11 protein-coding genes and 1 pseudogene are annotated in these 11,887 nt (G+C 70.0%); 7 read left to right on the top strand and 5 right to left on the bottom strand.

What is annotated here, in order from left to right; all coding sequences use genetic code 11:
• Positions 1 to 14: 14 nt before the first annotated feature.
• A complete protein-coding gene (locus RCH22_RS08715) occupies positions 15 to 692 on the bottom strand; it encodes an NTP transferase domain-containing protein (protein WP_327013628.1) in 678 nt (225 codons plus the stop codon).
• On the opposite strand from RCH22_RS08715, the pseudogene uraD reads away from it, so the two are divergent.
• Both uraD and uraH read left to right on the top strand, forming a co-directional pair.
• Positions 691 to 1,224 (top strand): annotated as a pseudogene (gene uraD / locus RCH22_RS08710) (2-oxo-4-hydroxy-4-carboxy-5-ureidoimidazoline decarboxylase); the annotation flags it as partial. The gene RCH22_RS08715 and the pseudogene uraD overlap by 2 nt on opposite strands.
• Positions 1,225 to 1,302: 78 nt before the next feature.
• A complete protein-coding gene (gene uraH, locus RCH22_RS08705) occupies positions 1,303 to 1,683 on the top strand; it encodes a hydroxyisourate hydrolase (RefSeq protein ID WP_327015483.1) in 381 nt (126 codons plus the stop codon).
• Positions 1,684 to 1,816: 133 nt separating this feature from the next.
• Here the strand turns inward: uraH and RCH22_RS08700 are convergent, their stop codons facing one another.
• From RCH22_RS08700 to add, 4 genes are all read right to left on the bottom strand, one after another.
• Positions 1,817 to 3,283: an amidohydrolase family protein gene (locus RCH22_RS08700; protein WP_327013627.1), complete on the bottom strand. Its 1,467-nt coding sequence runs from the start codon at positions 3,281 to 3,283 to the stop codon at positions 1,817 to 1,819.
• 41 nt (positions 3,284 to 3,324) lie between these two features.
• Positions 3,325 to 4,230, bottom strand: a complete 906-nt coding sequence (gene pucL, locus RCH22_RS08695; protein WP_327013626.1) for a factor-independent urate hydroxylase — start codon at positions 4,228 to 4,230, stop codon at positions 3,325 to 3,327.
• A 40-nt stretch (positions 4,231 to 4,270) separates the two neighbouring features.
• Entirely contained in the window at positions 4,271 to 5,773 is a 1,503-nt protein-coding gene (allB, locus tag RCH22_RS08690) for an allantoinase AllB (protein ID WP_327013625.1), read from the bottom strand.
• A 207-nt stretch (positions 5,774 to 5,980) separates the two neighbouring features.
• The gene (add, locus tag RCH22_RS08685) at positions 5,981 to 7,009 is read right to left on the bottom strand and encodes an adenosine deaminase (RefSeq protein ID WP_327013624.1); all 1,029 of its coding nucleotides are present in this window, start codon (positions 7,007 to 7,009) and stop codon (positions 5,981 to 5,983) included.
• 237 nt (positions 7,010 to 7,246) lie between these two features.
• Here add and RCH22_RS08680 point away from each other — a divergent pair, with 237 nt between their 5' ends.
• From RCH22_RS08680 to RCH22_RS08660, 5 genes are all read left to right on the top strand, one after another.
• Complete coding sequence (locus RCH22_RS08680) at positions 7,247 to 8,347, top strand: ABC transporter substrate-binding protein (RefSeq protein ID WP_327013623.1); 1,101 nt, start codon at positions 7,247 to 7,249, stop codon at positions 8,345 to 8,347.
• Between the two features lie 104 nt (positions 8,348 to 8,451).
• The gene (locus RCH22_RS08675) at positions 8,452 to 9,273 is read left to right on the top strand and encodes an ABC transporter ATP-binding protein (RefSeq protein ID WP_327013622.1); all 822 of its coding nucleotides are present in this window, start codon (positions 8,452 to 8,454) and stop codon (positions 9,271 to 9,273) included.
• Positions 9,273 to 10,085: an ABC transporter permease subunit gene (locus RCH22_RS08670; RefSeq protein WP_327013621.1), complete on the top strand. Its 813-nt coding sequence runs from the start codon at positions 9,273 to 9,275 to the stop codon at positions 10,083 to 10,085. Before RCH22_RS08675 ends, RCH22_RS08670 begins: the two co-directional genes overlap by 1 nt.
• On the top strand, positions 10,085 to 10,936 hold the full coding sequence (locus RCH22_RS08665; protein ID WP_327013620.1) for an ABC transporter permease subunit: 852 nt from the start codon (positions 10,085 to 10,087) through the stop codon (positions 10,934 to 10,936). The genes RCH22_RS08670 and RCH22_RS08665 overlap by 1 nt, the downstream gene beginning before the upstream one ends.
• Positions 10,937 to 11,011: 75 nt before the next feature.
• Complete coding sequence (locus RCH22_RS08660) at positions 11,012 to 11,695, top strand: methyltransferase domain-containing protein (protein WP_327013619.1); 684 nt, start codon at positions 11,012 to 11,014, stop codon at positions 11,693 to 11,695.
• Positions 11,696 to 11,887 lie beyond the last annotated feature (192 nt).

Genomic DNA, 11,887 nt, shown 5'->3' with positions numbered 1-11,887 from the left:
CACCCTCACCGCCGTTACGCCTCTGGCACGCCGGGGAGGGTGTCGACGTCGGCGCCCGTCGTGAGGTCTCCGCACTCGACCGGGACCACGCCGTGGGCGAGCAGATAGGGCCGCGCCCCGGTGTCGCCCGTGAGCTGCGCCCGCAGCGGTTCCCAGTGCGCGCGCCCGATCAGCACCGGATGCCCCGGCCGGCCGTCGAAAACCGCCTGCCTCAGGCTATCCAGGGTGATGCCCGCGTCAGCGGCGAGCACCCGCGCCACCGTCGCGGCGTCGAGGTCGGGGACGTCCACGGGAACGACCACGACGGCGCCCAAGACTCCGGCGATACCGAGGGCCGTGTCGATCCCCGCATGCAGCGAGGCCGACAGTCCTTCTGCCCAGTCGGCGGCATGCACGACGAGCGTCGCACGGTCGGGGCCGGCAACCGCAGGGGCCGCCACGTCGATCAGACCCGCCTCTGCAAGCAGCGCGGCGGCCGCGGCACCCTCGGCTCCGAGCACGACGATGACGGGTGAGCAACCCGCCGCGAGGAGCACGCCGACCGTCCGTACGAGCCACGGCACACCGTCGGCCCCGCGCACAAGCGCCTTCGGTTGCCCGAACCGGGAACCGGCCCCCGCTGCCAGCACAAGCCCCGCGACCGGGGCTTTCCCGGCATCCGCCCGGGCGCGCGCTGCGTCTGCATTCACCATGCCCGCCATCGTATGCGCTGTCGTCACGGGCACTCTAGGCTGGACCAGGACGAGGAGAACTGCCATGAAGAGGATGTCGACACCTGAGCTTCGCGAGGCGCTCCTGACCTGCCTGGCCGTACCCCGCTGGGTCGACGAGGTCGCGTCGCAGTCACCGTTCGATTCGGCAGCCGCCCTGCTCGCCGCCGCCCGCACGGCCGCGACACCGCTCAGCCGCAGCGAGATCGACGAAGCGCTGTCCGCGCACCCGCGGATCGGCGAGACCCCGCGGGGAGACTCGCGGGCCGCGCGGTTCTCCCGCAGCGAGCAGTCATCCGCCGACGCCGCAGACTCCACCCTCGCCGCGGCCGTCGCCGAGGGCAACCGGGCGTACGAGGAGCGGTTCGGCCGGGTCTTCCTGATCCGCGCAGCCGGCCGGTCGCGCACCGAGATCCTCGCCGAACTGCACCGGCGCCTCGCGCTCGACGACGCCGCCGAGTTGAAGATCGTCGGCACCGAACTGCGCGACATCGCCCTGCTCCGGCTGGCCACGCTCGCCGGCACCGTCGCAGAACGCCTCGCCGCCGAGCGGGCCGCCGTGGCCGGGGCCGGCGGCACCACGACCACTCCGGTGACCGCTTCCGCCGCCGCGACCGACGCCCCGACCGCGACTCCCCGAAGCCGAATCACGACCCACGTGCTTGACGCCGTGTCCGGCCGGCCCGCCGCCGGGGTTCCCGTCGAGCTCGAGCAGAAGCTCGAGACCGGCTGGCACGTGCTCGCGAACGCCGGCACGGATGCCGACGGCCGGGTCTCCGTGCTCGGCCCGGTCGATCTCTCCTCGGGTCGGTACCGCCTCACCTTCGACACCGGGCGCTACTTTGCCGGAACCGGCCAGCCGACCCTGTACCCCGAGGTCTCGGTGACCATCGACCTCACCGACCCGGCCGCGCACTATCACGTGCCGCTGTTGCTCAGCCCCTTCGCGTACTCGACGTACCGCGGCAGCTGACCCGAGCGGCTGACCGAGGCGTCTGCCCGCCCCTGACCGGCACCGCGACTGTGCCGATGCGGACAACTGGTGCCGGCGCACGGGCAACAGTTGTCGTTACCGGCAACCGGTGCCGGCGAGTGGGCGGGCCGCGCTACTCGGGGGCCTGCACGCGGCGGCCACGCACGAACACTCCCGTGATCGCGGGCTGGCGGAGCGCGAGCAGCAGGGCGAAGAGGGTCTGGTCCGTGGCCATCCGCTCGTCGTCTGCCCGGATGCCACGGTTCAGGACGGTCGCAAGCGGTTCCCAGGGGTCCGGTTCGATGAGCAGGAAGTCGGCGTCCTTGCCCACGTCGAAGTTCCCGAACCTGGCTTCCATGTCGAGGGCGCGGGCGCCGGCGAGGGTGCCGGTGAAGAGCAGCGCGGCCGGGTCGAGCGAGAGACCGGCGTCGCCCGGCTCCGACAGGTGCACCTTGAAGCAGTCGTTGAGCACCCGCGAGATCAGCCACTCGTCGCCGGCGCCGATGTCCGAGCCGATCGCGACGTTCACGCCGAACGAGGTCGTACGCAGCCACGGCATCGTGCCAGAACCGAGGAACTGCTGCGAGGTCGGGCAGTGCGCCACCGAGGTGCCGGTCTCCGCGAGTCTGGCGAGCTCGGCATCCTCGCAGTGCACGGCGTGGGCGAGGATGCTGCGCCGACCGAGCAGGCTCGACCCGCCCCGCTTGGACCCCGGCAGGAAGAGCCCGTCGTAGGTGTCGAGATAGGTGTCGACCCCGTACACCGCCTTCACGGCGTCGATCTCGCCGGTGCCAGGCCTGTTGTTCTCGTTGAGGTGCGAGTGGAAGTACACCCCGCGCTCGCGCGCGTCGTCGTAGAGCTCGCCGAGGCCGGCGAGGGTCGTCGGGGTCACCGAGAGGCTGAACCGGGGCACGACCGCGACCTGCAGCAGCGCCGTCGCGGGGTCCCCGGTGTCGACGGCGTGCCAGCGATCGATCTCTGCCCCGATCAGGTCGAGGGCCTCGGCCTCCCCGGTCAGGAGCGCGCCGGCAGGGCCCGACCCGACGGTCTGCACCCCGCGCCCGCTGACCAGGCGGAGCCCGGCGGCCTGGCTCTCGGCGAAGAGTGCATCCTGGGCGTGCGGGAACGCCGACCCGAAGACGAGGGCGCTCGTGGTGCCTGCCGCGACCCGGCGCCGGGTGAAGTCCCGGGCGATGCGCGCCGCGAACTCGGGGTCGCGCAGCCGGGTCTCGGCGGGGAACACGCAGTTGTCGAGCCATTCGAGCAGCTGGCCGCCGCCGTAGGCATCGGTCGAGTACGTCTGCGGGTAGTGCAGGTGGGTGTCGACGAAGCCGGGCAGGATGAACCCGCCGCGGTTGTCGGTCACCGGGTGGTCGCGGAACGCGGCCGGCAGAGCGGCGAACGGCCCGACCCAGGCGATTCTGCCGTCCGCACCGGTGACGAGGGCGCCGTCGGGCAGGGAGACGAGGTGCTCCCGGGCGTCGGCGACCACCGGGGATCCCTCGATGTGGAAGACGTGGCCGCGATAGACCTGGGCGGTCGGCGTGGGAACGGCCGACGGATCGGGGGAGGCCGCAGACGCCGGCGCGGGGGTGCTCATCACAGCCATCGTACGGGCGGACCCGCAACGAAAATGACCACCTAGACGAGCCCCGTGTACGAGTCCCAGGCGGGACCGGCGTCCGCGGCGTCGTCGTGAAGCACGGTCGCCTGGATCAGCCCATATGGGCGGTCGGCCGCGTGGTACACCTCGTTGTCGTTGGCCACGCCGAAGGGGGAGAGGTCGTAGAGGAAGTGGTGCTTGTTCGGGGCGGACAGGCGCACCTCGGCGACCACGGGAAAGGCCTCGAGCACGGCCCGGCCCATCTCGTAGAGGGTCTGCTGCAGGGCCAGGGAGTGCACGGTCGCGAACTGGCTGACGAGCACCTGCTTGATACCGGCGTAGGTGGCCTCCCAGTCGACATCCGTCGTCGAAAAACGCCAGCCGGCCGTGAGCGAGGTCGCCATCACCCGGTCGGAGGTCGGCTGCAGGAGCGTGTACGGATCCTGCATGAAGCCGGCGAACTCGGAGCCCGTCGACTTGAGGATCACGAGGTCCTTGAGCCCGCCGATTACCCAGGTGCGCCGGTCAGCGCCCCTGCCTTCGACCGTGATCGCCGCCGTGCGCACCTCCTGGCCGCGCCGCACCCAGGTGTGGTCGTGTTCGCTGCCGTCGATGAGCACCCGTTGCCAGGCGAACTCCTCGATCTCGACCCTGGCGGTGTGCACGGGCTCGACCGTGTCGACGAAGTGGGCGGCGAGGTCGAGGCCGTAGCCCTCGATCGAGAGCAGCCCCTTTTCCTTCGCGAAGGAATATGCGGTCTGCTTCTGGGTGTCGGTCGGCAGCACGCCCCGCTGGTCGCCCGCGAGGTGCGCCCTCGCGAAGTCGCCGCGGAGCGCGGTCGAGACGCTGATGTCGTGGATCTCGTGCCGGGGGGAGTCGCGGTAGATGCGCACAACCCGGTTTTCCGCTTTTCCATACCGGTTGGGTCCGAGGATGATCGACATCGGGTGGTGCTCCTTCTGGTGGGTGGGGAAGGGTGGGGACTCAGGGCGTGGGGGCCGGGCGCGTGGGGGCCGGGCGCGTGGGGGCCGGGCGCGTGGGGGCCGGGCGGCGGAGCAGGGCGCCCCGCGGAGGGTATTCCGGGCGGGCGGATGCCGCGGGCGACATGATCCCGGACGTTCCGCTGTTCTCTCCTTCGTTCCCAACTCCGGTGTCGTGCACGAGCGCGCCGGCGAGCCAGGTGCTGTGCACCCGTCCCACGAGCGTCGCACCGTCAAACGCGCTCACCGGGTTCTTGTGCTGCAGGGCGCCGACGTCGACCGTGAACGACTCCTCCGGCGCGAAGGAGACGAGGTCGGCATCCGCCCCCGGCCGGATGGTCCCCTTGCCGGACAGCCCCGCGAAGCGCGCCGTCGCGGTCGACATCCAGCCGATCACCCGGTCGAGGCCGATCCCGGCCGCGCCGGCGGCCGTCCAGACCGCGGGCAGGCTCAGCTCGAGGCCGGAGATCCCGCCCCAGGCGAGTCCGAAGTCGCCGCCGTGGCCGAGCTTGAGCTCCCGGGTCGCTGGCGAGTGGTCGGAGGCGACGAGGTCGATCGTGCCGTCGAGGAGGCCGGCCCAGAGCAGGTCGCGGTTGGCGGCGTCCCGGATCGGAGGGCAGCATTTGAAGGCCGTCGCTCCGTCGGGGATCTGTTCGGCGGCGAAGGACAGGTAGTGCGGGCAGGTCTCGACCGTGATCGGCAGTCCCTCTGCCCGTGCGGCGCGCAGCTGCGGCAGCGCGGCGGACGCCGAGAGGTGCAGGATGTGCGCGCGCACGCCGGTGCGGCGGACCGCGTCGATCACGCGGTCGATCGCGCTCGCTTCGGCCCGGGGCGGGCGGCTCGCGAGAAAGCCGGCGTATGAGCGCCCGTTGGCCGGCGGGGCGGCGTCGAGTTCGGCGGGGTCTTCGGCGTGCACGAGCAGCAGGCCGCCGAATGCGGCGATCTCGGCTGCGGCCGTGAGGAGTTCCGCGGAGGACAGAGCGGGGAACTCGTCGACGCCGGAGGGGGAGAGGAAGGCCTTGAACCCGAACACGCCGGCTGAGTGCAGCTCGCGCAGGGTGCCGAGGTTGCCGGGGACCGCCCCGCCCCAGAAGCCGACGTTGACGCTCGCCTGCGGGCCGGCGGCCGCACGCTTGAGGTCGAGGCCGCTGACCGTCGTCGTCGGCGGGATGCTGTTCAGCGGCATGTCGATCACCGTTGTGACCCCGCCGGCCGCGGCGGCGCGAGTGGCGCTCGCGAAGCCCTCCCAGTCCGTGCGACCTGGCTCGTTGACGTGCACGTGGGTGTCGACGAGACCGGGCAGCAGCACGCGCCCGCTCGGCAGGCGGATGTCCGTGGCCGCGCCGGCGGAGAGGCCGGACTCAGCTATCGGCCGAGTGTCGACAGGTTCGTCGATCGGCAGGATCGCGGTGACGATCCCGCCCGCGATCGTCACCGCCCCGCGCACAAAGCCGGCAGGGGTGAGCACGGCGTCCGCCCGGATGACCCGGTCGACTCGTTCGCGCATCGGTCCTCCTGCCTGCTGGAATCCAAGGCCGTGAGGCGGCCAGATGGTCTAGCAAACACCCTGGTGAGGACCGCGGGGTGCCAATCGGGACTCTTGAAACGCGATCGTCACACGCCGGACGGTTGTCCGTAATACGAGCCCCGCCGCGCCTCCCGGGCAGGGCGCGGCGGGACCGGTTTCGCGGGCCGGACCGCACTCCGGTCCCGGCTAGGCCGGGTTCGCCGCGAGGAAGGCGTCGATCTCGGAGAGGTACCCCTGCCGGTCGGCGTCGGACAACCAGCTCGCCTCGAAGGAGTTCCGGGCCAGCTGGACGAGCTCGTCCCTGCCGATGCCGGCCTGCCGGGCGAATGCCGTATAGGTGTCGGCGACGTAGGCCCCGAAGTATGCGGGGTCGTCGGAGTTGAAGGTGACGAGCACGCCGAGGCCGAGCAGCTCGACGATCTCCCGCGCCTTCATGTCCGAGGTAACGAAACTGTTCGAGACCGGGCAGCAGGTCAGGCCGATCCGGCGTTCCCGGACGAGGGCGACGAGCGCCGGGTCCTCGAGGATGTTCGTGCCGTGGTCGATCCGGTCGACCCTGACCTCGCCGAGCACCTGGCGGATATTCTCGATGCTGCCGACCTGGTCGATGTCGCAGTGCATCGTGAGCCTGAGGCCGGCCTCGCGGGCGAGCCGGAACACCTCGGCGAACTTCGCCGGGGGATTGCCGCGCTCGTCGGAGTCGAGCCCGACGCCGACGATCAGGTCGCGGTAGGGCAGGGCGGCAAGCAGGGTCTCCTTTGCACTCTCGGCGGATGCGTCACGCAGGAAACAGAGGATCAGCTCGGCGGAGAGACCGTAACCGGCCGCATCCGCTGCAGCACGGTGCAGTCCTGTGATCACGGTCTCGAAGGGCACGCCGCGCGTTGTGTGCGCCTGCGGGTCGAAGAAGGCCTCGACGTGGCGGACCCCGTCGGCGGCGGCGCGACGGAAGTACGCGGTGGCGATGTCGTAGAAGTCCTGCTCGCTGATCAGCACGTTCATCGCGGGGTAGTACACCGCGAGGAAGCTGGCGAGGGAGTCGAAGGCATAGCTCGCGCGCACCTCCTCGACCGTCGACTGGCCGATATCGATCCCGTTGCGGGTGGCGAGGGCGAGTTTGAGGTCGGGTTCGAGGGTGCCTTCGAGGTGCACATGCAGCTCTGCTTTGGGCAATCCGGACACAAACGCGGCAGTAGGCTCACTAACGGACGGCATTGGGGCTCCTTTTCGGGCGGACGCCGTGACCGTATCACGCGGCAGATGCACTTTTCCTCCCGCAACGGGTACCCAGCATGCTGCAACACGACGGAAACACTGTCGAGGTCGCAGCGTCATCTGCGGGGCGTAAATTCAGGGAACCCGCACGTGTGCCGCACGGCATCACACAGCAGCCGACTTCCCTGACGGCACCCCCAACGGCACCCCACGAGCATCATCGAGAGGAACAGCTTCATGACCCGGACCCAAGGTTTAACAGCACACCGTTCACCGGCGGGGCGTCCCGCCCGTCGCATCCTGCAGGGAATCGCCGCTGCGGCAGCCGTGACCATCGCGCTCACCTCCTGCGCGACGAGTTCCACGCCGGCAGCCTCGGCTTCCGGTGCGCCCGCATCCCTGGGCACCGCAAGCATCCAGCTGTCCTGGATCAAGAACACCGAGTTCATGGGTGAGTTCCTCGCCGACTCCAACGGCGACTTCACCAAGGCCGGCTTCGATTCCGTCGACCTCATCGCCGGCCCGGCATCCGCTGAAGCCGGCGTCATCTCCGGCACCGTCGACCTCGGTATCGGCAACGCGATCTCCACCGGAACCGTCATCGCGAACGAAGGCGCCCCGATCAAGATCATCGGCGCCACGTACCAGAAGAACCCGTTCTCGATCCTCTCGCTCGCCAAGGTGGGCAACATCAAGACCCTCGCCGACCTCAAGGGCAAGAAGATCGGCGTGCAGGGGAGCAACCAGAGCCTCTGGGACGCGTTCCTCAAGGTCAACAACATCGACCCGACCTCCCTGACCACCGTCCCCGTCGAGTACGACCCGACCCCGCTCTTCAACGGCGAGGTCGACGGCTGGTTCTCCTACCTCACCAACGAGGGCATCGACGCAGACCTCAAGGGCCTCGGCCCGGTCAACCTGCCGCTCGCCGACAACGGACTTCCGTTCGTCGCGGAGACCTTCACGGCCTCCGACAAGGCGATCTCGGGCGACCGTGCGAAGCTCAAGGGCCTCCTGATCGCCGAGATCAAGGGCTGGGCCGCCGCCATCAAGGACCCGGCCGCCGCTGCCAAGCTCACGATCGACAAATACGGGGCAGACCTCGGCCTCACGATCGAGAAGGAGACGAAGCAGGCCACGATCCAGTCGAGCGACCTCATCGTCAGCGACGACACCGTCAAGAACGGCCTCTTCACCATCAGCGATAAGCTGCAGCAGGAGAGCATCAAGACGCTCGCTGCCGCCGGTGTCACCATCACGGCCGACAAGCTCTTCGACATGAGCCTGCTGTCCGAGGTCTACGCGGAGAACCCTGACCTGGTCAACTACGCCAAGTAGGCGGTTCCTCTTCAAGCACGACAGCACCACCAGCAGTACGCAGGCACACCGAAACGAGGCCGCCCCGAAAGCGGCCGACGACGCCCAGTAAAGGAACACACCCTGTGAGTACGACCGATGCCGGTGTCCAGAGCAACGCTCTGGGCACCGGCCTCCACATTTCCGGGCTCCACAAGGTCTTCACCGTGGGCCGGAAGGAAGTCTCCGCGCTCGAGGACGCGACCCTGCACACGGACAAGGGCAGTTTCCTGTCGCTGCTCGGCCCGTCCGGCTGCGGGAAGTCCACGATCCTGCGCATCCTCGCCGGCCTCGAGGAGCCCACGAGCGGCACCGCGAAGGTCGACGGAAAGACGCCGGCCGAGCTGCGTAGCGGCCACGAACTCGGCATCGCCTTCCAGGACGCCGCACTGCTGCCCTGGCGCAGCGTGCGCGGCAACATCAAGCTTCCCTTCGAGGTTGCACGGATGCCCGTCGACGAGGACTACGTCTCCGAACTGATCGACCTGGTCGGCCTCAAGGCCTTCGAACACGCCAAGCCCGCGCAGCTCTCCGGCGGAATGCGACAGCGGGTGTCCATCGCCCGGTCGCTCGTGCTGAAGCCCTCCGTGCTGCTGCTCGACGAACCCTTCGGCGCCCTCGACGACATGACCCGCCAGCGCCTCAACATCGAACTCCTCAGGATCTGGACCGAGAAGCCCGCGACCACGATGATGGTCACGCACGGCATCTCCGAGGCCATCTTCCTCTCGGACCAGGTCGCGGTGATGAGCCCCCGACCCGGCCGCATCAAGGAGGTCATCGACATCGACCTGCCCCGCCCGCGGCATCCGGACATGATGCGCTCCCACGAATTCCACGCCCTGCACGACCGCGCCTCCGAACTGCTCTTCAGCCCCGACGCCCTCTCCGTGGCGGAGACGGACTGATGCGCCGTCTCGCCTCGTTCCGCACGCTCCCGGCCTGGGCGACCGGGCTGATCGGCGTCGTCGTCGTCCTTGTCCTGTGGTGGCTCGGCGCCGCCACGATCTTCCGCGGCATCGGCACCGTACCGGGCGGGGCGATACCGACACCGGGCGCCGTCGTCGCCCAGCTCGTCTCGGACGGGTGGGCCTTCTACCTGTCGCACGTGTCGATCACGGTGGGCGAGGCGATCGTCGGCTTCCTCTGGGGCAATGCGGCCGCGCTCATCCTCGCCGGCCTCGTGCTCGTCGTCCCCCGCATCGAGAAGGTCGCGCTGCAGATCGCGGTCATCACGTACTGCATCCCGATCGTCGCGATCGGCCCGATCGCCTACATCGTGATCGGTGCCCCGCGCGGTGGCGAACTCTCCGGAACCGCGATCTTCCTCGCTGCGATGTCCGTGTTCTTCACGACCGTCGTCGGTTCCCTCGTGGGCCTCAAGGCCGCGACCCCCGCGAGTCTCGACCTCGTCAGTGTCTACGGCGGTGGACGGTTCATGCAGCTCCGTAAGGTGCGGCTGATGGCCGGGCTGCCGAGCGTGCTCTCCGCCCTGCAGATCGCGGCCCCCGCCGCGCTGCTCGGCGCGATCCTCGGCGAGTACCTCGGCGGCGTCGACCGCGGCCTCGGCATCGCGATGCTCGCGGCCGGGTCCGCGGCGAACGTCGACAGGGTCTGGGCGCTCGCGCTCGTCGCCGGACTCCTCGCCGGCCTCGGCTACAGCCTCTTCGGGCTGATCAGCAGGCTCGCGACACCCTGGCTGACGGGACGGAGCTCCTGATGGCCCTCGAAACCATGTCGGCGGCCCGCCCGCCGAGCGCAGCGAAGGTCGCCCGCGGCCTGGGCGCTGTCATCGGGCGCGCCGCCCTCACTGGCCTGATCACCCTCGTCATCGTCCTCGTCGCCTGGCAGGGCCTGATCCTGCTGCTCGGGGTGTCCCCGTTCATCGCAAAGGGACCCCTCGACGTCTGGAACTGGCTGTTCACCGTTCCGAACGCCGCCGTCAACCGCACGACGATCCTGACCAACCTCACCGTCACCCTCGGGGATGCCTTCCTCGGCTTCGTCGCCGGCCTCGTCGTCGCCCTCGTGCTCGCGACCGCGTTCACGCTCTCCCGCGGCATCGAGAGCGCGCTGATGCCGATCGCGCTGCTGTTGCGCTCGGTGCCTCTCGTCGCCCTCGTGCCGGTGATCAGCCTGATCACCGGGCGCGGACCGAGCCTCGTCGTCGTGATGGGCGCGATCGTCGTGCTGTTCCCCGCGCTCGTGAACATCGCGTTCGGGCTGCGGTCGTCGTCGCCGCAGATCAACGACGTCATCGCCGTCTACGGCGGCAACGTCTTCACGGCGCTCCGCAAGGTCGCGCTGCCGAGCTCGCTGCCGTCGTTCTTCGCGGCCGTCAAGATCTCGATCCCCGGCGCGATCACCGGCGCGCTCCTCGCCGAATGGCTCTCGACCGGGCAGGGCCTCGGCCACGGTATCGTGATCGCCGTCGCCCAGGTGAAGAACTACGAGGTGTGGGCATCCGTCGTGGCGATCACGCTCGTGTCGATCGTGCTGTACGGCGTCGCGCAGCTCGTGGAGAACCTCGTGCTGCGCCGGATGGGAATGGAGAGCAGCACCGGGGCCTAGGCCGGCTCGAACACCCGCGCTCGGCGGTTGCGACAGCCGTAGTGGGCGCACCGGCGCGGGACTACTGTTCCTGGCATGAAGACGTCACAGAACCGCAAGCCGATGGGCAGTCTGAAGACTCCGACCCCGGTGCAGAAGGCACTGGCCGCCCAGCTCGGGCATCCGAGCGGGTGGCGAGGGCGGCTGGTGGGGCGGATGCTCAACCGACGCAACCGCGGAATCATCCGCGCCGCCGTGAACGCACTCGAGGCCACGCCGGGTACCCGGCTCGCCGATGTCGGTTTCGGCGGTGGTGTCGGGATCGAGCTGCTGCTCGACACGGTCGGACCGGACGGGCACGTCGCCGGAGTCGACCAGTCGGAAACGATGGTCGACGCCGCGCATCGGAGGTTCCGCGACGACCTCACCGCCGGTCGGCTGTCGCTGTTCGAGGCGTCGATGGAGTACCTCCCGCTCGCGGATGCGAGCCTCGACGGGGTGATCACCCTCAACACGTTCTACTTCCTGCCTGACCTCGGCCGGGCGGCGGCCGAGTTCGCGCGGGTGCTCCGGCCCGGCGGCCGTCTCGTGGTCGGCGTGTTCGACCCGGCCGCGATGCAGCGGATGCCCGTGGTCGAGCACGGCTTCCGGGTGCGTCCCACGGAGGAGATCACCTCCGCCCTCGAGGCCGCGGGCCTCGTGCAGACCCGGCACCTCCGGGCTGGACGCGGCCCGGACGCGTACCACCTGCTGCTCGTATCGCGCGCCCCCGCGTCCTGACCCGCGTCCGCGTCGGCCGAGGCCGCTCCGCCAAAAGATACCGCGGCATCCGCCGCCGGAGAGCGTGTCCCGAGTGGCGCGCGCCCGGTGCGCCGGTGCGCGCCAGATGATTCCGGTCGCGCGACAATTCCGCCGTTACGCGCCATGCTTGCCTGGCGCGAAGCGGCGCAGGTGGCGCGTGTTTCGGAGGGC

This window comes from Cryobacterium sp. GrIS_2_6 (genome assembly GCF_035984545.1).
Classification (GTDB): Bacteria; Actinomycetota; Actinomycetes; order Actinomycetales; family Microbacteriaceae; genus Cryobacterium.
Note: the sequence above shows the minus strand (reverse complement) of the source record. Positions and strands in the feature narration are given on the sequence as shown.

What these genes read in the sequence shown, in the direction of transcription:
- RCH22_RS08715 (WP_327013628.1), bottom strand. Translation starts at nt 692, where the DNA reads ATGGTGAATGCAGACGCAGCGCGCGCCCGGGCGGATGCCGGGAAAGCC.
- RCH22_RS08700 (WP_327013627.1), bottom strand. Translation starts at nt 3,283, where the DNA reads ATGAGCACCCCCGCGCCGGCGTCTGCGGCCTCCCCCGATCCGTCGGCC.
- pucL (WP_327013626.1), bottom strand. Translation starts at nt 4,230, where the DNA reads ATGTCGATCATCCTCGGACCCAACCGGTATGGAAAAGCGGAAAACCGG.
- allB (WP_327013625.1), bottom strand. Translation starts at nt 5,773, where the DNA reads ATGCGCGAACGAGTCGACCGGGTCATCCGGGCGGACGCCGTGCTCACC.
- add (WP_327013624.1), bottom strand. Translation starts at nt 7,009, where the DNA reads ATGCCGTCCGTTAGTGAGCCTACTGCCGCGTTTGTGTCCGGATTGCCC.
- RCH22_RS08680 (WP_327013623.1), top strand. Translation starts at nt 7,247, where the DNA reads ATGACCCGGACCCAAGGTTTAACAGCACACCGTTCACCGGCGGGGCGT.
- RCH22_RS08670 (WP_327013621.1), top strand. Translation starts at nt 9,273, where the DNA reads ATGCGCCGTCTCGCCTCGTTCCGCACGCTCCCGGCCTGGGCGACCGGG.
- RCH22_RS08665 (WP_327013620.1), top strand. Translation starts at nt 10,085, where the DNA reads ATGGCCCTCGAAACCATGTCGGCGGCCCGCCCGCCGAGCGCAGCGAAG.
- RCH22_RS08660 (WP_327013619.1), top strand. Translation starts at nt 11,012, where the DNA reads ATGAAGACGTCACAGAACCGCAAGCCGATGGGCAGTCTGAAGACTCCG.